Annotated in this window: 17 protein-coding genes; 3 read left to right on the top strand and 14 right to left on the bottom strand. The window is 55.2% G+C overall.

What is annotated here, in order from left to right:
* Nucleotides 1–103 precede the first annotated feature (103 nt).
* Nucleotides 104–3,583: a transcription-repair coupling factor gene (gene mfd, locus AS19_RS05465; RefSeq protein WP_011588312.1), complete on the top strand. Its 3,480-nt coding sequence runs from the start codon at nucleotides 104–106 to the stop codon at nucleotides 3,581–3,583.
* A gap of 213 nt (nucleotides 3,584–3,796) precedes the next feature.
* Nucleotides 3,797–4,393, top strand: a complete 597-nt coding sequence (locus AS19_RS05460; protein WP_011588311.1) for a peptidoglycan binding protein CsiV — start codon at nucleotides 3,797–3,799, stop codon at nucleotides 4,391–4,393.
* Nucleotides 4,394–4,446: 53 nt separating this feature from the next.
* On the opposite strand, the gene AS19_RS05455 is transcribed toward AS19_RS05460, so the two are convergent.
* Nucleotides 4,447–5,355: an oxidoreductase gene (locus AS19_RS05455; protein ID WP_046961824.1), complete on the bottom strand. Its 909-nt coding sequence runs from the start codon at nucleotides 5,353–5,355 to the stop codon at nucleotides 4,447–4,449.
* A gap of 162 nt (nucleotides 5,356–5,517) precedes the next feature.
* Here AS19_RS05455 and AS19_RS05450 point away from each other — a divergent pair, with 162 nt between their 5' ends.
* Nucleotides 5,518–5,934, top strand: coding sequence for a thioesterase family protein (locus AS19_RS05450; protein ID WP_011588309.1), 417 nt, complete (start codon nucleotides 5,518–5,520; stop codon nucleotides 5,932–5,934).
* Nucleotides 5,935–5,981: 47 nt separating this feature from the next.
* Here AS19_RS05450 and AS19_RS05445 read toward each other — a convergent pair whose 3' ends face one another.
* From AS19_RS05445 to topA, 13 genes are all read right to left on the bottom strand, one after another.
* On the bottom strand, nucleotides 5,982–7,196 hold the full coding sequence (locus AS19_RS05445; RefSeq protein ID WP_046961823.1) for an NAD(P)/FAD-dependent oxidoreductase: 1,215 nt from the start codon (nucleotides 7,194–7,196) through the stop codon (nucleotides 5,982–5,984).
* 311 nt (nucleotides 7,197–7,507) lie between these two features.
* On the bottom strand, nucleotides 7,508–8,476 hold the full coding sequence (gene cysK / locus AS19_RS05440) for a cysteine synthase A (RefSeq protein ID WP_035458470.1): 969 nt from the start codon (nucleotides 8,474–8,476) through the stop codon (nucleotides 7,508–7,510).
* A 38-nt stretch (nucleotides 8,477–8,514) separates the two neighbouring features.
* Nucleotides 8,515–9,540, bottom strand: coding sequence for a CNNM domain-containing protein (locus tag AS19_RS05435; RefSeq protein ID WP_011588306.1), 1,026 nt, complete (start codon nucleotides 9,538–9,540; stop codon nucleotides 8,515–8,517).
* Between the two features lie 57 nt (nucleotides 9,541–9,597).
* Nucleotides 9,598–10,338 (bottom strand): S-methyl-5'-thioinosine phosphorylase, encoded by a 741-nt coding sequence (locus AS19_RS05430; RefSeq protein ID WP_011588305.1) that lies wholly within the window; start codon nucleotides 10,336–10,338, stop codon nucleotides 9,598–9,600.
* Nucleotides 10,338–10,910 carry a hypoxanthine-guanine phosphoribosyltransferase gene (locus AS19_RS05425; protein WP_011588304.1) on the bottom strand — a complete coding sequence of 191 codons (573 nt, stop codon included), beginning with the start codon at nucleotides 10,908–10,910 and terminating at the stop codon, nucleotides 10,338–10,340. The genes AS19_RS05430 and AS19_RS05425 overlap by 1 nt, the downstream gene beginning before the upstream one ends.
* Nucleotides 10,897–12,054 (bottom strand): mechanosensitive ion channel family protein, encoded by a 1,158-nt coding sequence (locus AS19_RS05420; protein WP_046961822.1) that lies wholly within the window; start codon nucleotides 12,052–12,054, stop codon nucleotides 10,897–10,899. The genes AS19_RS05425 and AS19_RS05420 overlap by 14 nt, the downstream gene beginning before the upstream one ends.
* Before the next feature lie 30 nt (nucleotides 12,055–12,084).
* A complete protein-coding gene (nagZ, locus tag AS19_RS05415) occupies nucleotides 12,085–13,122 on the bottom strand; it encodes a beta-N-acetylhexosaminidase (RefSeq protein ID WP_046961821.1) in 1,038 nt (345 codons plus the stop codon).
* Nucleotides 13,122–13,595, bottom strand: a complete 474-nt coding sequence (locus AS19_RS05410; protein ID WP_035458476.1) for a L,D-transpeptidase — start codon at nucleotides 13,593–13,595, stop codon at nucleotides 13,122–13,124. Before AS19_RS05410 ends, nagZ begins: the two co-directional genes overlap by 1 nt.
* 94 nt (nucleotides 13,596–13,689) lie before the next feature.
* Nucleotides 13,690–14,355, bottom strand: a complete 666-nt coding sequence (locus AS19_RS05405; protein WP_011588300.1) for a TetR/AcrR family transcriptional regulator — start codon at nucleotides 14,353–14,355, stop codon at nucleotides 13,690–13,692.
* 155 nt (nucleotides 14,356–14,510) lie between these two features.
* Complete coding sequence (locus tag AS19_RS05400; RefSeq protein ID WP_011588299.1) at nucleotides 14,511–15,794, bottom strand: hypothetical protein; 1,284 nt, start codon at nucleotides 15,792–15,794, stop codon at nucleotides 14,511–14,513.
* 17 nt (nucleotides 15,795–15,811) lie between these two features.
* Nucleotides 15,812–16,603, bottom strand: coding sequence for an outer membrane lipoprotein-sorting protein (locus tag AS19_RS05395; protein ID WP_011588298.1), 792 nt, complete (start codon nucleotides 16,601–16,603; stop codon nucleotides 15,812–15,814).
* Nucleotides 16,604–16,867: 264 nt separating this feature from the next.
* Complete coding sequence (locus AS19_RS05390; protein ID WP_035458480.1) at nucleotides 16,868–17,398, bottom strand: hypothetical protein; 531 nt, start codon at nucleotides 17,396–17,398, stop codon at nucleotides 16,868–16,870.
* A 165-nt stretch (nucleotides 17,399–17,563) separates the two neighbouring features.
* A complete protein-coding gene (gene topA / locus AS19_RS05385; protein ID WP_011588296.1) occupies nucleotides 17,564–20,293 on the bottom strand; it encodes a type I DNA topoisomerase in 2,730 nt (909 codons plus the stop codon).
* Between the last annotated feature and the right edge of the window lie 194 nt (nucleotides 20,294–20,487).

The following is a 20,487-nucleotide window of genomic DNA, read 5'->3' as shown; positions in this document are numbered from 1 at the left end:
CATGCCTGCTCCCCAAAAAATGCTACGCAGTGCAGACGGCGCTGACGGCACCGTCCCCCTTGGCTACAATACGCGCCCACCGAATGCGCAGGAACGGGTCTGAATGAAGCTACTCCCCGACAGCAATCTCTTTCCCAATGGGCGAGAGCACTATAAGGACTGGGCCGGGCTCAATGCCGGCAGCATGGCCGCAGTGCTGGCCGAGCTGGCGCGTAGCCAAAACCATTTATTGGTGGTGCTAGCGCCCAATAGCAGCCGTGCCCAGCAGCTCACCGACTCACTAAGCTTCTACCTGACCGGCAGCAACACCCCGGTGATGCTGTTTCCGGACTGGGAAACCCTGCCCTACGATCTATTCAGCCCGCATCAGGACATTATCAGCGACCGTATTCAGGTTCTTCACCAGCTGCCCACTACCCATAAGGGCATTCTGGTGGTGCCGGTAAATACGCTAATGCAGCGATTGGCGCCGCCGATACATATCACCGGCAACAGTTTCCTGCTCAAGGTGGGTGATCGTTTCGACATGGAAGCTACCCGCAGCCGGCTAGTCGCCAGTGGCTACCGGCAGCGCGACAACGTGTACGAGCACGGCGAGTTTGCCGTGCGCGGGGCTATCATGGACATTTTTCCCATGGGCGCCGAGCAACCGTTCCGCATCGAACTGTTCGACGATGAAATCGAATCCCTGCGCCTGTTCGAAGCGGAAAGCCAGCGCTCCACCGGCAAAGTGGACAATATCACCCTGCTGCCCGCCGCAGAGTTTCCCCTCAGTGCCGAAGGTATTGCCCGCTTCCGTAGCCGCTTCCGCGATACTTTCGACGTGGATACCCGTCACGTGCCCCTTTATCAGGACGTGACCGACGGCCTAGCGGCGCCGGGCCTGGAATATTATCTACCCCTGTTCTATGAGGAGATGGCCACCTTATTCGATTACCTGCCCGACGATGTACGGCTGGTGGAACTGGCCGACACACAGAGCGCCATCAAGCACTTCTGGCAAGATGTGGAGCAGCGCCATGAATCCCGGCGCCACGATATTCACCGCCCGATTCTGGCTCCCTGGCAATTGTTCCTGCGCCCTGACGAGCTCAACGCCGCACTAAAGCAACATCCAAGAGCGCGCCAGATTCATAATGATTCAAGCGGCGCAGACCAGGCCATCCACTTTGACGTGGCGCCTATGCCTTCGCTCACCGCCGATGTGCGTGCCAACAATCCATTGGCTTTGCTGCATACCTTTTCCGACGCCCATCCTGATACCCATATCCTGATTTGTGCGGAAACCGCCGGGCGCAGGGAGGCCCTGCTGGAGTTGATGCAGAAGATTCAGATCCAGCCGGCCATGAAAGACAACTGGCCCGACTTCATTGCCAACTCGGCACGCTGGAACCTGACCCAAGGGGAGCTGGATGCGGGCTTCTACGCTCCGGAACACGCCTTACTCGTGGTCACCGAAAATGACCTGTATGGCGAGCGGGTACTGCAGCGCAGGCGCCGTAAATCCAGCAGCGACGACGGCGCCGCCGAGCAAGCGTTCCGCTCCTTAGGCGAAATGACCGTGGGCTCCCCGGTGGTGCATCTGGAGCACGGCGTGGGGCGTTACTTGGGCCTCACTCATATGGAAGTGCATCGCCAGCAACACGAATTTCTGCTGCTGGAATACGCCGGCGGCGACAAACTCTATGTACCGGTTTCCTCGTTGCATCTGATTAGCCGGTACGGTGGCGGTGACACCGCTCCCTTGAATCGTTTAGGCACTGAACAATGGACGAAGGCTCGCCAGAAAGCGGCCGAAAAAATCCACGATGTAGCTGCCGAGCTGCTCAACACCTACGCTCGGCGCGAGGCCAGAGAAGGCCGCCAGTTCGAACTGGACCTGAACGACTATGACCGTTTCAGCGCTAGCTTTCCCTTCGAGGAAACCCCGGACCAACAGGCGGCTATTGCCTCAGTGGTTGCCGACATGCAATCGAGCCAGCCCATGGATCGGCTGGTATGTGGTGACGTGGGTTTCGGCAAAACCGAAGTTGCCATGCGCGCCGCCTTCGTGGCGGTGGAAAACCAGACCCAGGTGGCGGTGCTGGTGCCCACCACCCTGCTTGCCCAACAGCACTACGAGTCATTCACCGATCGCTTTGCCGACTGGCCGGTAAATATCGAAGTACTGTCCCGTTTTCGCAGCGCCAAGGAAAAGACCCAGGTGTTACAGCGGCTTAAGGAAGGCAAGGTGGATATTCTGGTGGGCACCCATCAGCTCCTGCAAGAAACCGTATCGTTCGATAATCTGGGGCTGATTATTGTCGATGAAGAGCACCGCTTCGGGGTACGCCACAAGGAGCGCCTCAAGCAAATGCGGGCCGAGTGCGACATCCTCACCCTCACCGCCACGCCAATTCCGCGAACCCTGAATATGGCCATGAGCGGCATGCGAGATATCTCCATCATCGCTACCCCGCCGCAGAAACGCCTGTCGGTGAAAACCTTCGTACAGCAGCACAACGATACCGTCATCAAGGAAGCCTTACTGCGTGAATTATTGCGCGGCGGCCAAGTGTATTACCTGCACAACGACATCGACACCATGGAGAAAACCGCAGCGGACATCCGCAAACTGGTGCCCGATGCCCGCGTCGGCATTGCCCACGGGCAAATGCGCGAGCGGGAACTGGAAGCGGTGATGAGTGACTTTTACCACCGCCGCTTCAATGTGCTAGTGAGCACCACTATCATCGAAACGGGTATCGATGTGCCCAGCGCCAATACCATCATCATCGACCGGGCCGACAAGCTTGGGTTGGCCCAGCTTCATCAGCTGCGCGGCCGCGTGGGCCGCAGCCATCACCAAGCCTACGCCTACCTGATCACCCCCAGTCCCAAGGTGATGACCAAGGATGCGATCAAACGACTAGAAGCCATTGAGCAGGCCACCGACCTGGGGGCCGGCTTCATGCTCGCCAGCCAGGACATGGAAATTCGCGGCGCCGGCGAGCTGCTCGGCGAAGAACAACATGGCAATATCGAGACCATCGGTTTCAGTCTCTATATGGAAATGCTGGAACAAGCGGTGGATGCATTGAAGCGCGGCGAACAGCCGGATGTGGAAAAGCCCCTAAGCGGTGGCCCGGAACTGAACCTGCGCATTCCCGCACTGATTCCCGAAGATTATCTGCCCGATGTGTTCGGCAGGCTGACCCTCTACAAGCGCATCGCTGGGTGTAAAACCCGTGCCGGCCTGAAAGAGCTGAAAGTGGAAATGATCGACCGCTTCGGCCTGCTGCCCGAACCGGTAAAAAATCTGTTTGCTGTCACAGAACTACGTCAGCAGGCCGATCGACTGGGCATTATCCGCTTGGACGCCCACGCCACCGGCGGCAAGTTAGAGTTTGGCGAACGCACCCCTGTGGACCCGCTCACCATCGTCAAACTGGTCCAGTCCGGCCCCAACCGTTTCAAGCTGGAAGGTGCCAACGCCCTGCGTTTTGTGGAAGACAGCGAGACACCTGAAGAACGCATTAAAGTAGTACAGGAACTGCTTAAACGTCTGGCAGCTCAAAGCATTAAGCCCGACGCTCCGGCTTGAATACCAGCTATATCCTTTTGAGGCCAAGCACTGGAGGCCGACCACGGAAGTGGTATGCCTCCAGTGGCCACAGTGCAAGACTGACCGCTCCTTTATCACAAAAACCGTACCGATCAACCAATGCCCCGTGAGCAAACGGGAAGGCGTAAGGTATAAAGATATAGTCCGCACTATGGTGAAAGCCTGATCGACAAGCTGCACAAGGAGTTCTCGATGCATCGCGCATTATTGTTTGTTGCTCTTATCTTATTGGGCAACAGCGCCATGGCACAAAGATGGTATCAAGTAGAAGTCTTGGTGTTTGCCCATAACAACACCAGCAACGAAGAGCGCTGGGCCGCCGGCTTACAACCTCGCTATGCTTCTCAGGCCATCACCATAGGTCAGCCTGAATCTAATGAACTCGCTGACCCGGATGCGATTGCCCGCGGCGCTTGGCTGCCACTCCCCCAGGACGATGAAGTGCTTCGTTACATGCTCGAACGAATGGAAAGTAGCGGCAAATATCGCGAGCTTTATCATGCGGCATGGCAGCAGCCCATCGGTAGTGAGACCGATACTTTACCCATCTATATCCGGGGCGATCAGATGCTGATCAACGAGGGCGCAAACGTGCCGGAACTGGAAGGCACCTTACAATTCAGTAAATCTCGCTATCTTCATGTTAAGCCCCAAGTCTGGTTTAACACAGAAAGTAATGGAGAACGCCTGTACGTGAAAATAGATGAAAAACGCCGCCTTACTGGCCACCAAATCTATTATTTCGATCACGGTTTGTTCGGCATGTTGATCCGAATTACCCAAGCCTGATCAGCAACGCTCACCAATGGCACACTCGCCGTTTAAGCTAATACTGCTCTCACCTAAGCGCTAAGGTAGCGGACCCCTGTGAGGCGCTCGGACTCATCCCATAGCTTTTCTGCCAGCCCTACGTTATCGGTGATTTTACGCGCGAAAGCCGGAGCAGGATAACCTCGCAACTCGAAAACTTTTCCATCCGGGCCGTAATATCCCCCAGACGTCACATTATCACTGGTGGCTGCCATCACCCCAGGCAAGCATCCCATCTCGGCGGGCTGAGCCAACAACCAGTTAAACACGCCACCACCGGGCACCGTGTCCTGAAGATGGGTTGCAGAGTAGCCTGGGTGCGCCGCCATCACCTGAATGGAAGATCCGCATTTTTGTAAACGCCGATGCAAGTCTTTAGCGAAGATCAGGTTAGCCAACTTGCTTTGACAATAAAAAGACCAGCGTGAATACCGCTTCTCTGCGTTCAGATTTCCCCACAATATTTTTCCACCGCGGTGAGCCAAGCTGGAGATCTGAACGATGCGTGGAGCCGGCGCCGCTTCAAGCAGACTCAATAACGGCCCAGTCAATGCAAAATGGCCAAGATGGTTAGTGCCGAATTGCATCTCGAACCCCTCCTTGGTGCGCTGCAAAGGTGGCGCCATCACTCCCGCATTATTGAGCAACACATCCAGTTTATTAATACGCTGTTTGAGCGTAGCAACAAACGTTTTAACCGACTCAAGATCAGCCAAATCTAGCGGCAACACTGTTAAGCTAGCTTGCGGCGTCAATATCTTAACCTGCTCAGCAGCCGCTTCAGCTTTCGCTGTGTTGCGACATGCCATAATCACTTCTGCGCCATTAGCAACAAACAGCTTCACCGCTTCTAGGCCAATGCCGCTATTAGCCCCGGTGACAACAATCGTTTTACCAAACAGATCGGGAATGTGCGCCGGGCGCCAGCGGGACCGGCTCATGGTCGCTCCTTAATGTCAATTGTGACTACCATTGTTTTCCCCACGCAGCTCTAAAGCACGCTCATGTTGAGCCAATTGTCACTCCCCCCTTTATCCAAAAGATATTTCACAACAACCTCTGGCCATTGCTAAAATAGCGTCCCCTACCCCAGAGAATCTCCCATGGCGCGCGTCCAGCTCGAGTTACCCGAACAGTTCCTTTACACCCATACCATCAACGTGCGCATGACCGACCTGAACACCGGTAAACACGTGGGTAATGATCAGATGATTTCCTTGCTCTCGGAAGCCCGTTACCGGTTTTTTTGTGACATTGATTACAGCCAGGAGCGCATTGTGGTCACCGACTTGGTGGCCAACTATCTAGCGGAAAGCTTTGCCCGAGACGATCTGCAATTCGAGGTAGGGCTAATGGATTTCAACAAGTATGGTGCCGATCTGATTTTCCGAGTCACCAAGCAACCCAGCGGGCAGCTAGTGGTATTGGCCAAACAGGGCTTCGTATTTTTTGATCACGTCACCCACGCTGTAATGCCTATGCCAGAGGACTTCAAGGCAAAGTTTTCCGACATTACCTGAGGCCTCCAGCCAAACACCTACGGAGATCAACAACCCCAGTTTACCGCTTACAAAGCCATCCCTGTGCACCAGCCACAAGCCCAAGCCCACTGGAAATTAAATCCTCCCAGTTGCCCGGTTACATCCAGCACTTCGCCAATGAAATGCAAACCGGGCACCTCTTTGACAGCAAAATTTTTGGACGAAATGGCATCCGTATCCACCCCGCCCAAAGTCACTTCTGCGGTGCGGTAACCTTCAGTGCCAGAGGGTTTGAATGCCCAGCCTTTAAGCGTTCCTGCCACCGTGGCCAAGCGCTCATTGCTGAACTGCTGCAGAATACCCTGCCAACCAAACTGATCCACTAGTGCCGCCGCCAACCGCTGTGAAAAGTACTGCCGTAACCAGCGCTCCAGCCCACGGTTAGGATGCGCCCGACGCTCTTCAATCAATAGCGCAAACGGATCGTCTAGCTGGGGCAACCAATCCACGGTCACTGGCTGACCCGGTGTCCAGAAACTGGATACCTGCAACATAGCGGGCCCAGACAGCCCCCGGTGGGTGATCAGCATGGGCTCGGCAAAAGCGGCCTCGGCAGCCCGCGCCACGACCTCGGTGCTGATGCCCGACAACTGTGTCAGCCAGACCTTGTCCTCGGGCTGTAAAGTGAACGGCACCAAGCCGGCACGGGTGGGTAAGACAGAGAGTCCAAATTGCTCCGCCAGTTGATAACCAAAGCCACTAGCCCCCATCGTTGGAATCGACAAACCACCGCAGGCCACCACCAACTTCGCACACTGGATGACACCGGCACTGGTGGTCAGACCAAAGCCTCTGGCCGTCTGCCTGACTTGCCGGATAGCGGTATTGAGGCGGATCTCGGCTCCCGCCCACTCACACTCGGTGAGCAGCACCCCGAGGATTTCCTTTGCTGATTCAGCGCAGAAAAGCTGCCCAGGGGCTTTTTCCACGTGCTCTATGCCATGGCGCTCAATTAATTCCACAAAATGCCAGGGACTGTAGCGTTTGAGAGCGGATTTACAGAAATGGGGATTCGCGGAGATGAAATGCTCCGGCGCGGTATTCAGGTTAGTGAAATTACACCGTCCGCCACCGGACATGAGAATTTTCTTGCCCGCTTTATTGGCATGGTCCAGCACCAGTACTCGATGGCCCTGATACGCTGCCGTAGCAGCGCACATCAGCCCGGCTGCGCCGGCACCGATAACCACTACATCGACCTCAGTTGCTGCTTTTTTACCTGCCCCTGTTATGCCTGACATGAGACCACCAGCGTAAATCCGACCGGCAAGGATAACGGGGATATCTTCCAGGTTCCATCTGGGCCGCTTCCTAAGCAGGCGGCGGCCATGCGATTCATTAAGCGCAACAGGTACTTTTCACCCTAATCTGTGATCAATCAGAATATAAGAACAGAGCGGCTGGCAGCGAATAACAGCGCTCTCAGCGATAGTACCGTCATTCTTACTGGTGGCCTTGAGAGCGGCGGCGCCTTCAACCTTCAACCGCCAGAGCATGGCCGGTTACAACGAATCCGGCGCAATCTCACATTCTCCCAAGGCTCGCTTTGCCGCTACTGCCCAAGCTCTTGTGCGGTGAAGGTATCCGCAAACAGAGGTGAACTGAGGTAACGTTCGCCGGAATCTGGCAGCACCACCACAATGGTCTTGCCGGCAAATTCGGGCTGCTGGCTAAGGCGATCTGCCACGCACATGGCAGCGCCACAGGAAATACCCGCCAGAATACCTTCTTCCTGCATTAGCTTGTGCGCCCACGCCATGGCGTCTTCGTTGCTGACCTGCTCCGCCCGGTCCACAACCGAGATATCTAAATTCTGGGGCACGAAACCTGCGCCGATTCCCTGAATTTTATGGGGCCCGTGGGTCGGCTCTTCGCCTTTTAAAGCAGCAGAGATCATCGTGGAAGAATCTGGCTCCACGGCAACAGCGGTGATGGCTTTACCCTGAGTATTCTTAAGATAGCGGGCGACACCGGTGATGGTACCGCCGGTGCCCACCCCACATACCAGTACATCAATATCCCCACCAGTATCTTCCCAGATTTCCGGGCCGGTGGTTTTTTCATGAATAGCCGGGTTCGCCGGGTTGTCGAACTGTTGCAGCATCAAGTGGGTATCCGGGCTTTCCTGCACCAGCTCTTCGGCCTTGGCGATGGCACCGGGCATGCCTTTAGGGCCCGGGGTAAGTACCAGTTTGGCGCCCAGCGCCTTGAGGATCTTGCGACGCTCTAAGCTCATGGAATCCGGCATGGTGAGCACCAGGTCATACCCTCGGGCGGCCGCCACATAGGCCAGCGCAATACCGGTATTACCACTGGTTGGTTCAACCAGGGTCATGCCCGGCTTGAGCTTACCGCTCTTTTCCGCATCCTGAACCATGGATGCCCCGATGCGGCACTTAACGCTACCAGCCGGGTTACGGGATTCGATCTTGGCGAGAATATTACCCTGGCTGATACGATTGATCTTTACCAAAGGAGTGTTGCCGATGGTTTCGCTATTGTCTTGGTAGATGCGGGTCATATTGATCTCTCCGTTCTTGGCGCATGGCGCACAATGGCTTACTGCGGTTTATCCTGCTTTTTCAGCCGCCGGTTCCAACGCTGGCGCGCATACAAACGCAAGTCGGCCACGTTATCAGTTTCATCCATAATTTCACGGCCCAAGATGCTTTCTAAAATATCTTCCAGGGTGATCAGACCCACCCAAGTGCCGTGCTCATCATAAACCACAGCCATATGCTGACGTTGCGTCAACATCACACTGAACAACTCTTGGATACTCAGCGTGGTATGTACCATGGACACTTGCCGAGCCAACGTTTGCATGGTCTTTTCCATGTCGCTGTCAAGCAAATCGGACTTATGGATATACCCTTTCGCTTCACCGCTGTCACTCATCACTGGGTAACGAGAGAAGGGCTGCCCTTTCTCACGTTCGCGAAATTCACCCACTGTCATGGTCGGAGACACCGTGCGGCATACCGTACGCGGCGTCATGATGGCGCCCACAGGAATATCGTGCAAACGCAGAATATTATGGATCACTCGATGTTCGTCATCATCCAGTGCCCCCTGATCCTCACCCATGTCTGCCAGTGCGCGAATTTCTGCACGCACATCCACATCGTGTTCGTTGCCACCGATTCGGCTGGTAATCAATTTCGATAACCAAACGAAGGGAAGTAACGACACCATAATGACCTTGAGTGTAGGCGGTAGAGCCGGTGCCAACGAGCGCCAGTATTTAGCGCCAATGGTTTTCGGGATAATTTCGGAAAAGATCAAGATTGCCAGCGTCATGATGCCGGACGCAGCCCCCAGCCACGCTTCCCCGAATACCACCGCCACCTGGGCACCTACCCCCGTGGCACCCACCGTATGCGCCACCGTGTTCAGGGTGAGAATCGCCGACAGCGGTTTGTCGATATCATCCTTAAAGGCGCGCAGACTTTTATACAGTGCTGGGCGAGTGTCACGCAGGCCAGCAATAAAGCTTGGAGTAATAGACAGCAACGCAGCTTCCAGCACGGAGCACACAAAGGAAAAGCCAATGGAGATGGTGGCGAAGATAATCAGTAACGTCACCGATGCATGCTCCTTATGCCAGTACGCGGTTCAACTGAGCCGCGCACATCAGGGTTATTAGGGTATGTAATGCGCCGCGAAGTCCGCTAGCACCTGTCGTACATTGGCCATGCCATCGTGTATCACCGCGTCAATTTCCGCCATGGTAATTTCATGGCTGGACTTGCCGGCCGCCGGATTCACTACCAGAGACAGCATGGCGTAAGGCAGCTCTAGCTCCCGAGCCAGAACCGCTTCCGGCATACCGGTCATGCCGACGATATCGCAACCATCACGCTCCAAGCGGTCAATTTCCGCCGCCGTTTCCAGCCGTGGGCCTTGGGTCGCACCGTAACATCCCCCATCGTTCCAGTGCAGATCAGCCGCGCCAAGTCGCGCTTTCAGAGCATTGCGTAAAGTAACATCAAACGGCCAACTGAAATCCACATGCACCAACGGTTCGCTAAGATTGTCGAACAGGGTCATCTCCCGACCGTAGGTGTAATCGATAATCTGATCGGGTAACACCAGCGCGCCAGTGGGCGCTTGGGCAGTAATGCCCCCCACCGCATTGGTCGCAACAATGGCGGTAGCCCCCGCCGCTTTCAACGCCGCCAGATTCGCCCGGTAATTCACCTGGTGGGGTAACAGCAGATGGGGGTCGCCATGACGGGCTAAAAACAAGACTCTCTGCCCATTCAGTGCCCCTTCTACCACCGGCGCAGAAGCAGCCCCAAAGCGGGTCTCAGGTGTGTGCGAGTCGATGATGCGCAGGTTGTCCATACGCGTCAGGCCTGTACCACCAATAAACGCCAACATTAGAGATCACTCTCTTTGACCGCATAAATACCCGGAGCATTGCGCCAGAAGCCCTTGTAATCCATACCCATACCAAAGAGGTAATAGTCATCCGCTTCGAGAGCGGTGAAATCAGCTTTCAAACCAGGTCGTGCTTTTCGATCGTGTTTCTTGTCTACCAATACACAGGTCTTCACAGAGGCTGCGCCTTGGGACTTACACGCTTCGATAATCGACAACAAGGTGGAGCCAACATCGAGGATGTCGTCCACAATCACCACATGGCGGCCTTGCAGAGTGGCGCTGGGCGTCACAATCCACTCCACTTCACCACCAGTGGTGGCGCCCAAATAACGGCTGGCGTGGAGATAATCCATTTCCAGCGGAAAATCCAATCGCTTGACCAGTTCCGCCGCGAAGATCATCCCACCGTTCATAATGGTCACGAATACTGGCACCTTGCCGGAGCAGGCTTCGGTGACTTCAAAGGCCAGTTTACCGATGGCTTCCTGTACCTGATCAGAGGAATGCAGTTCGATGGCGTTACGCCGAACTGTCATTAATTCCTTTTGCAGTTCTTCAGCGCTGGACATGCTGGAGCTCCTCCGCGTTGCTGTCTTCCAAACCCGTTGCCGGGGCATCATCGTTCTGGCCAACCAGGTGCAACGTGCGTGTGGGGAACGCAAATTCGGCACCGTGTTGATGGACAATATTCATGATTTTCATCAGCACATCTTGTTTGATCTCATGATACTGAACCCACTGCGTGGTTTTAGTGAACGTATAAATAAAGAACTCCAGGTGAGAGGCTCCATAGCTATCGAAGTTCACGATCAACGTGCGCTTATCCGTTTCCAGATCTTCATGTTCAACCAGCATGGTGCGAACGTCCGCCACAATGGCGGGCATTTTCTGCCAATCATCATAACGGATGCCGATTTTTTCATTGATTCGGCGGTTGTACATCCGCGACGGGTTTTCCAGCACGATGGAGGTAAACATGGCATTGGGAATATACAGCGGGCGTTGATCAAAGGTGCGGATGCGCGTTAGGCGCCAACCGATATCCTCCACGCTACCTTCGATGGAACGATCCGGTGAACGCACCCAATCCCCCACCCGGAATGGTTTATCCAGGTAGACCATCATGCCGCCGAAGAAGTTGGCCAATAGATCCTTGGCAGCAAAGGCTACCGCCATGCCGCCAATACCGCCAAAGGCCAGCACACCGGAAATGCTATAGCCCAACGTCTGCAAAATAATCAGCAGGGAGGTAATAATGACCGACACCCGCAACAACTTGGCAACCGCCGCTGCCGTGGATTGATCCATGGGTTTACGCATGCGGCCCGGATCAATCAGGTTCTTTTCGGTATAGGAAATAAACCGGCTCAGGAACATGGCGATAATAATAATAAAGGCAATGCGACGAGCCTGTGGCACCATTTCAAACAGCACGTTGTCTTCCTGTGAAACCGCCTGCAACAGCTCCATGGACACGGACAAGCCAATGACCCAGAACACCAAACGCACGGGAATTCGCACGGCTTCCAGCAAGGCGTCATCCCACAGGGTTTCAGTTTTTCCAATTAACCGCTCAGCCACGTCGATGCTGCGCATCAAAATAAAATTGATGGAGACAGTGCACAGCACAATGATAAACAGCTGAGTCAGCCAGATATCCATTGGCGTCTCGACCGTTGGCCACTGCAGCAGTTGATTCCAATCCCAGTTCATTAATATTGTCCTTCGCGTTTACGGTTCAATTCAGTGTTCACGTAATGCTGCAGCCAAATCAGCGGCCACCGCCCTGCGCTGTGCGTCCATAGGCAGGCGCGGGCGAGCACGCAGCCCTGCCGCCGGTACCTGCCCTGAAAAGTTCTGTGTGCCCAGAAAATCCAGAACTTGCTCCGCCCCTTCGCGGCAATTGCAAGCCAATACCATGTCGCAGCCCGCCTCCAACGCTGCTTGCGCGCGCTGGGGGTATCCGCCCACACCGTGGGCTCCAGCCATGGACAGATCATCAGAGAAAATCACACCACGGAAGCCCAGTCGCTCACGCAGCTGCGTCTGCAACCAATAACGGGAGAAACCGGCGGTCTGTTGTTCCACGGCGCTATAGATCACATGGGCCGGCATGATGCCGTCCAGTTTTGGCGCCAAAGCCATGAAAGGGCGCATGTCCGCCGCCTCCAATTCAGACAGAGGGCGTGGATCTATTGGTAATTCCAGATGAGAATCCGCGCCCACATGGCCATGGCCGGGGAAGTGCTTGCCCGTGGCCGCCATGCCAGCGGCGCTCATGCCGTCGATAAAGGCGCCAGCCAGAGCAATCATGGCATCGGCATCGCCATGGAAGCTGCGATCACCGATCACCGAGCTGTTGCCATAATCCAGATCCAACACCGGCGCAAAGCTGATATCGATATCCAGCTCGGTTAGCTCCGAGGCCATCAGCTCCCCTAGCAAGGTCGCTTCCCCCACGGCTTGGGCCGGTGCCTGATCATAACGCTGCCCCAGGGCCGCCATAGGCGGCAAACGCACAAAGCCGTCGCGAAAGCGCTGTACGCGCCCGCCTTCCTGGTCCACGGCAATCAGCATCTCCGGGCGCACAGCACGAACCTGCTGCACCAATTCCGCCAGTTGTTGGCGATCCACATAATTGCGGGCAAACAGAATCAAACCACCGGCACCGGGGTGTGCCAGCATGTCTTTTTCCGAGGCACTGACCTCAAGACCTTCCAGATCAAGCATTAATAGCGGGGACGCGGATGCAGACATGGCAACCTTATAGACAGAGGACATTAATCGGTGATTGTCACCCGGGTGCCAACCGACACTTGGTCAAACAGACGAATCACCGCATCGTTTCGCATCCGGATACAGCCATGGGAAGCGGGTGTTCCCATGGGCTCATAGTCCGGTGTGCCATGAATATAAATAAAGCGCCGAAAACTATCCACGTCACCGCCAAGATTCCTACCTGGTTCCATCCCCCCAAGCCAGAGAATTCGACTGAGCACCCAATCACGTTCGGGGAATCGGGCTCCCAGCTCGGCATCAAACACTTCACCGGAAAACTTACGCCCCAATAGTACCGCTCCGGGCGGTAGGCCCGCACCAAAACGCGCCCGTACCACATGGACACCACGCGGCGTAGCACCACTGCCCATAGCTTCACCGGCACCATTAGCGGCACTGGATATGGCAAACCGTTCAGTAACGTGCTCGCCGCGCAGTGCCAACCACTGCTCAGACAAATTGATCATCAATTTCATGGGAATAGTTTCAGGCTGGGCATTGAAAGTTGCAACGTGCGCGCTAGCGGGACCCGATGATCAAGGTTATCAGCATGGGCACCACAACGGGTCTTTATTGAGAGCCCTTAGTGTCAACGCTTAACAGATCCGGCACATCTGCCTTAATGCCCCCCACCAAAAACGACAAGAGACGGCGAGTGATATCTGCGGCACTGGCATCCACATTGAAGTCGGCCTTGCTAATACTCTGCAGCGATTGCATACCAGACAGGGTAAAAATCACCGCGCCGAGACTGAACTGCACCCGCCAGAATAGCTCCATGGGCGACACACCCGGCACGGCCTGATGCAAATGTCGCTGCAAACGGGCAAAAACGGCGCCGTAGTGTTTGTGAAGATATTCGCGCAGGTGAACCTGCGGCTGACTGTAAGCCTGCCCGGAAAGACGGAAGAAAATCGCCGCCCGTTGAGGGTCATCAGGGTGAGTACCCAACGCCAAGCGGAACACGATACCCAGCACATATTCAGGAGTATCAAGAATACCAGAGGTTTCCATTTCGTCGAGTTTGGCATCCAAAGCCCGGCTAAATGGCTTCAGAAATCGTTCAAACACCGCCTGAATCAAGGCTTCTTTTGAACCAAAATGGTAATTCACCGCAGCAAGATTCACTCCGGCTTTACTAGTAATGGCACGCAAACTGGTTTCTGCAAAGCCCTTTTGGGCGAACAATACCTCTGCAGCATCAAGAATCCGGTCTACTGTTCCCGCCTGTGCCATACCCTGCCCTGTGTGTTCGAAACATACGTTTCAAACATACGTTTGCCCGACAGGAGGGTCAAGAAAGAAAGCCAGGTATCCAGCGTAAACTTCAACGCTCGCCATCTCATGAAAACACGGGTGTTATCACCACGTATTTGGCGCCCAGCATCATGCTAAAAATAATACACCAGCTCCGACTGGATAAAATCAGAGCGGCTGACGGGACCTAGGCCGGGGTTGCTATTCACGTTGCGCAGCGCATCTTGATACAGTTGCGTGGCACTTTGTGGCTTCCCAGCATCGGTATAAAAACGGGCTTCCAGAGTTACCTTCAGGTTGTTGCCAATACGACGGCTGGATTCCACGCTAAACGCTTTTTCTTGCTCTTGCGTATCATAGATAACCCCGGCAAGGATTTCAGTGGAGGCCACGTTGTTGAACGTAAACCGGGTTCCGAACAACACATCACTTGCCATGGGCGAAGCCAAACTATCGGCTCGGTCTTCCCACATATATTCCACGATCCAGCCTAGATCTGCCGCCGTATCAAACAAACCCACTTGGGTATATTCAAAACCGCCATCCACGGCACTGAAACGCTCGCCCTGACCGGATCGACTTATCGCTTCCAGTTTCCACAGCCAACCGCTGTTCAGGTATTGAAGCTCCAGCCCTGTCTGATCAATAACGTTATACAACGGAGTCAATTGCGGATTACTGCCCGCCGGCAACTGCCCGGTGGCAATCAGTGCTGACAACTCCGCCATGGTGAGAGCATCAGGCACCAGCAACGGCTCCCGACTGGTGCCGGAAAAATGCGACAGCGCCAGCTCAAGCCCATTGTCGAAGTACTGCTGGTAGCGAATGGCAAAATCGAACCGCTGATTTTCCTTTGAGGATTCGTAGTAGGCATTGTTGGATATCGGCAAAGGTGTACGCGGTCGACCGTCTTCGCCCGCATAAGTGCGCTCACGAAAGCCTGGTAGAATGAACACATCGACAATCCCCCAGTTGCGAACAGTGGACAGGTTAATCATGGGTTGGCCGAGCTTTTCCTCGCCGTCCACCTGGTCCACCAGATCGGTCTGGTTGATAACGTCCACCAAATGCCGGCCTTCAGTTACGCCCCAAAACACCTTGCGAATACCCACACGCGATTCCCAGCCGTTGCCCACATGAATCCAAGACAGTTCGCGAATATCCCAATGGGTCCGCTCCGTATCGTTTTCATCCACTCGGGCATAGGGAATAAACGTGAGCAGGTCATCACGGTTGTTCCATTCATGGAGGATTTCCGGCTTTAGATACACGGAACCGTTGGTCGAATAATCCGACTGAGGGTAAGGCGAATCCTGGGTAAAGTAACGCCCTTCCAACCCCACTTCACCGCGAAATTCCCACGCAAAGGAAGCCAATGGCATCGTCAACAGCGAAGCCGTAACCAACCCGATTTTCATAGTACTAACGCGCGAGATCAACGTGCGCGTTTCAAGCTATTTTTGTTGAAATCCGCACCGTCCAGCCCGGTACCGTAGCGGTAGTTACTCCAGAATAGGTCGGTGGATTTTCCGGTTTGGTGGTTGACCATGGACATCTTCCCAGGCTGCCAATACTTGTCCTGGTACTGGGAAAAATCACTGGCTTTCAGTGTCTTGAGCAGGCTTTCCTTGCGATCGTAATAATCTACTTTCCAGGTACGGTATTCCTGCTGATCGATCCAGGAAACCTGACGGATATAACCGGAGTCTTCATCTTGCGGGTAACGAGCTACCACAAAACAGGTCAGCTCGCCGCAGGGCTCATCGCGCAGGTATTCGTAGGTGTATTTCTCCACTTCCTGGCCGCGCATGTCTTCAAAACTAAACTCACTGCCCATGAAAGGCCCGGATTTATTCCGCGAGGCGATGGTCTTTACCCGGCGGAGGGCGGGCAGATACAGCCACTGGTCGTCGTCGCGGGTTTTGTAGCTGAACGTGAGCATGGCCGTACCACGTACATCACGGGGGGTATCGAAAATGGTCAAGCTCTTGTCGCCCTCCCCCTCGCCGGTGCCTTCCAGCGTTTTCACTCGCAGCTCCCGCTCAGAGGTCTGGCCGCTCTTACTGATCAGCACCATTTTCATGTCCGCCTGGAAGTCCCCGAAACCCTCGCCACGGCTATCCGCCTCCTGGGCGATTTGCAGCCCTTTTTCTTCCGGGCTCTGGGCCAGCACAGTGGGCGCAGCCAAGCTGATAAACAAAACGGCAGGCAGTAAACGAACGTTCATGGAGTTCCTCACGGTACACATGTCTGGGGCGATGCCGGCAAAGCAAGCAACAGCGTGTTTACCATGATAGCGATTTAAACCAAAACGGCGATGCTCAAAGAGGCCAAAAAATAATTGACTGTTGATAGTGGCCCGCTGAGATTTCCATGAGCCCAAACGCAAGAGGCCGCCCCCTTCTCTGGGAGCGGCCTCTTGCGTTTGCCACCAGAAACATCATCGATGCACCTAGCGCTCAACTGCCTACGATCAACTATCGACTGACCTTCACCACTCTTCCAGATACCCCATGCAGTGCTCTACCAGCTCTCCCACGCGGGTAACGCTGTCAGCAAGGCGTTGCAGGTCACCGTCGGCCAGAGGGGCATAACGGTCTTCTGCCATCAAGTTAAGCGCATCACTTTCATTGGGCGGTGTCGGACGACGGGCCAAACCAGCCGCGCCCAGTGCGGTTTGCATTTCACCATCCAGCCAGGCAATCAGATCACCCCGATCGGCACGGGCACGAGCCAAAATAGCGATTTCCGGCGCCTCCACTCCCGCGTCCCGAAAAGCCTGCTCCAATGCAGCAAGGCTGAACAAGGTATCGGTATGGGCAACCTGAAAGGTCTTTCCAGATTGCCGCGCCAAGCCCACCAGCACGGAATAAAGGTGAAAGACCACCGCCCCACGCAATGCCAGCCGCACGGTTGGGGTGGCATCGGCCTGATCGTGAGTCAGTTGCTGCAACAGCGCGCGGGCAAAGTAGAGCCGCTCGCGCAAACCACTAACGGTATTATCTCGAACCATTCTGGACATAAAAAACACTCTTAAAACAGCTACCCACTACAAGCTTTGAGCTACAAGGCGCGGAGCACACCCAATGAATTGGCTAGCCGTACCCGCGTTCATCCTCTCTTTGCTGCGCGTGACCCTTCATCATTCAAGATACGAAAACAGCGGCCACAGGCTATAGCATGCATGTTACTTCTTGGCCGCGGCTTTTTTCTTCGTGGCCTTTTTCTTGGCCGCGGCTTTCTTTTTCGCGGGGGCTTTTTTCTTGGCCTGTTCCTCGACCCATTTGCCATCACGATAGAACGCCATCCAGCCGGTAGCCTTACCGTCGATCTCGCTCATCACATACTGCTCTTTGGCCTTGCGGCTATAGCGCAGCACGCCTTTATTGCCGTCCGGGTCCGTAGCAGGCGCTTGGGCCAAATAGGCATGTTTGGGATCCAGCTGCTCGGCCACACTCTGAATTTCTTCGATTAGTGGCGGCCGCGTTTCCCGATTTTTGGGGAACTTGCTGGCGGCCAGAAACAGGCCAGAGGCACCGTCACGCAACAGATAATGATCATCCACCTTCTGGCATTGCAGGTGCGGCATAGGAATCGGGTCGGCTCGTGGCGGTGCCGGCTCGCCGCTCTTAAGCAGCTTGCGGGTATTGCCACACTCATCATTGGTGCATTTGAAGAACTTGCCAAAACGCCCTGTGCGCAACTGCATATCATTGCCGCACTTCTCACATTCCAGCACCGGGCCATCATAACCCTTGATACGGAACTCACCCTTCTCGATCACATAACCGTCGCAGTCCGGGTTATTACCGCAAATATGCAATTTGCGCTTTTCGTCGATCAGGTAGTTTTCCATTGCGGTGCCACATTTCTGACAACGCTTCTTACTACGCAATTCATTGGTTTCCGCTTCTTCATCATCATCCGTTTTCACCGCTTCCGCTTCTTCACCAGGCAACAGGTTTAGTGTCGCGGTGCAGCGCTCTTTCGGCGGCAAAGCATAACCAGAACAGCCCAGGAACACTCCGGTGGAGCCGGTACGAATCTGCATCGGGCGGCCACAGCTAGGGCACTCGATATCGGTGTCGGTAGGCAGGTTGGCTCGCATGCCGCCCACTGCCTGCTTGCCAGTGCCTTCACCTTGGGCTGCATCCAGTTTGCTCACAAAGTCTTTGTAGAACTCGTTGAGCACGTCCTGCCAATTACGCCGCCCTTCGGCAACCTCATCCAAGGTTTCTTCCATGCTGGCGGTAAAGCCATAGTCCATCAGGTTGGGGAAGCTCTCTACCAGACGGTCAGTGACGATGTCGCCCATCTTTTCCGCATAGAAACGGCGGTTATCCTGACGCACGTAGCCACGGTCCTGAATGGTGGAGATAATCGCCGCGTAGGTAGACGGGCGACCAATGCCTCGCTTTTCCAGTTCCTTAACCAGGCTTGCTTCGGTAAAGCGCGCCGGCGGTTTGGTGAAATGCTGGTTGGCGTCCACATTATCGATGGCCAGCACATCGCCTTCTTTCACGTCCGGCAGCAAGGTGTCTTCTTGGCCCTTGCGCGAGGCCGGCGGCTGAATGCGAGTCCAACCATCGAACTTCATGATGCGCCCTTTCGCTTTCAGCTCATAGCCATTGCCGATGGCCGTCAGCGTGGAGCTGAGGTATTCCGCCGGGGGCATCTGGCAGGCAATAAACTGACGGCGAATCAATTCATAAAGGCGTTGCGCATCGCGTTCCATATCTTTCAGGGAATCGGAGGTACGCCGTACATCAGAAGGACGAATCGCTTCGTGCGCTTCTTGGGCCCCTTCCTTGCTGCTGTAAGACAACGGCTCGTCGGGAAGATACTTATCCCCCAGCTTTTCGCCGATCCATTCCCGGCAGGCTGCCACCGCATCGGAACTCAGGTTGGTGGAGTCGGTACGCATGTAGGTAATGTGGCCGGCTTCGTAAAGCCGTTGCGCCATCATCATGGTCTTTTTCACCCCGAAGCCCAGCCGCGTACTGGCCGCCTGCTGTAGGGTAGAGGTAATAAACGGCGCGGAAGGCTTGGAACGGGTCGGCCGTTGCTCGCGCTGACTGATGGTCAGGCGGCCGGCATTTTCCAGAGCTTGCTTGTGCGCCGCGGCATCGTCGCCGTTGTTAGGGCGGAACGCCAAACCGTTGTGCTTTGCCACCTGCAAACGCAGGGCTTCACCATCGCCGCTGTGGGTATCGCTGTAAAGCTCCCAGAATTCTTCCGGGATAAAAGCGCGGATTTCACGCTCACGCTCCACTACCAACTCCACCGCTACGGACTGAACCCGACCGGCAGACAATCCGCGGGCGATCTTTTCCCACAGCAGCGGGGAAATCATGAAGCCCACCACCCGATCCAGGAAGCGACGAGCCTGCTGGGCTTCTACCCGGTGCAAGTCCAGCTTGCCGGGTTCTTCGAAAGCCGCCTGAATGGCTTTCTTGGTAATTTCGTTGAACACCACCCGGTCGAAGCGCTCTTCATCGCCACCGATAACTTCCCGCAGGTGCCAGGCAATAGCCTCCCCTTCGCGGTCCAAATCCGTTGCCAGATAGATGCGGTCTGCTTTCGCAGCCAGGCGCTTGAGCTCATCAACCACCTTGTCCTTACCGGGGAGCACTTCATAGTGGGCGGCCCAGCCATTTTCCGGATCGATCCCCATACGATTGATCAGCTGCTTCTTGGCCTTCTTCTTTTTATAGGCATCCCGCTCTTCCTTGGGCAAGGAGCGCGTGTAGGCTGCCTCCTTGGCCCGCTCTTGAGGGGTGCTTTTTTTGGAGCCACCACTGACCGGCAGGTCGCGCACGTGGCCGACGCTGGACTTCACGATGAAGTCGTCGCCCAGGTAGCGGTTAATGGTTTTTGCCTTGGCAGGCGACTCCACAATTACTAACGATTTTCCCATTCTCAGGTACTCAACATCCGGTCTAAGGCGTGTGATGGGCGCTATTTAGACAGCGCCGGTATAGGCGGGTCAAGCAGGAACTGCCCCCTTGCTCCTTTTTTAGTAGTAGTACAAGCCACCCTGTCAGGGCAACCCTCATCTGTAAAACAGCCTGCTAGCAACGCCGCACAAGCACGCTATACTGCAATGAACCT

This window comes from Alcanivorax sp. NBRC 101098 (genome assembly GCF_001010505.1).
In the GTDB taxonomy this organism is placed as follows: domain Bacteria; phylum Pseudomonadota; class Gammaproteobacteria; order Pseudomonadales; family Alcanivoracaceae; genus Alcanivorax; species Alcanivorax borkumensis.
Note: the sequence above shows the minus strand (reverse complement) of the source record. Positions and strands in the feature narration are given on the sequence as shown.

Excerpts from the sequence above, each read along its gene's own strand:
- AS19_RS05450 (WP_011588309.1), top strand. The coding sequence starts at position 5,518 with ATGGCGCGCGTCCAGCTCGAGTTACCCGAACAGTTCCTTTACACCCAT.
- AS19_RS05420 (WP_046961822.1), bottom strand. The coding sequence starts at position 12,054 with ATGAACTGGGATTGGAATCAACTGCTGCAGTGGCCAACGGTCGAGACG.
- cysK (WP_035458470.1), bottom strand. The coding sequence starts at position 8,476 with ATGACCCGCATCTACCAAGACAATAGCGAAACCATCGGCAACACTCCT.
- AS19_RS05460 (WP_011588311.1), top strand. The coding sequence starts at position 3,797 with ATGCATCGCGCATTATTGTTTGTTGCTCTTATCTTATTGGGCAACAGC.
- AS19_RS05405 (WP_011588300.1), bottom strand. The coding sequence starts at position 14,355 with ATGGCACAGGCGGGAACAGTAGACCGGATTCTTGATGCTGCAGAGGTA.
- AS19_RS05445 (WP_046961823.1), bottom strand. The coding sequence starts at position 7,196 with ATGTCAGGCATAACAGGGGCAGGTAAAAAAGCAGCAACTGAGGTCGAT.
- AS19_RS05455 (WP_046961824.1), bottom strand. The coding sequence starts at position 5,355 with ATGAGCCGGTCCCGCTGGCGCCCGGCGCACATTCCCGATCTGTTTGGT.
- AS19_RS05400 (WP_011588299.1), bottom strand. The coding sequence starts at position 15,794 with ATGAAAATCGGGTTGGTTACGGCTTCGCTGTTGACGATGCCATTGGCT.
- AS19_RS05410 (WP_035458476.1), bottom strand. The coding sequence starts at position 13,595 with ATGAAATTGATGATCAATTTGTCTGAGCAGTGGTTGGCACTGCGCGGC.
- AS19_RS05425 (WP_011588304.1), bottom strand. The coding sequence starts at position 10,910 with ATGTCCAGCGCTGAAGAACTGCAAAAGGAATTAATGACAGTTCGGCGT.
- mfd (WP_011588312.1), top strand. The coding sequence starts at position 104 with ATGAAGCTACTCCCCGACAGCAATCTCTTTCCCAATGGGCGAGAGCAC.
- nagZ (WP_046961821.1), bottom strand. The coding sequence starts at position 13,122 with ATGTCCTCTGTCTATAAGGTTGCCATGTCTGCATCCGCGTCCCCGCTA.
- AS19_RS05430 (WP_011588305.1), bottom strand. The coding sequence starts at position 10,338 with ATGTTGGCGTTTATTGGTGGTACAGGCCTGACGCGTATGGACAACCTG.
- AS19_RS05390 (WP_035458480.1), bottom strand. The coding sequence starts at position 17,398 with ATGTCCAGAATGGTTCGAGATAATACCGTTAGTGGTTTGCGCGAGCGG.
- AS19_RS05395 (WP_011588298.1), bottom strand. The coding sequence starts at position 16,603 with ATGAACGTTCGTTTACTGCCTGCCGTTTTGTTTATCAGCTTGGCTGCG.
- topA (WP_011588296.1), bottom strand. The coding sequence starts at position 20,293 with ATGGGAAAATCGTTAGTAATTGTGGAGTCGCCTGCCAAGGCAAAAACC.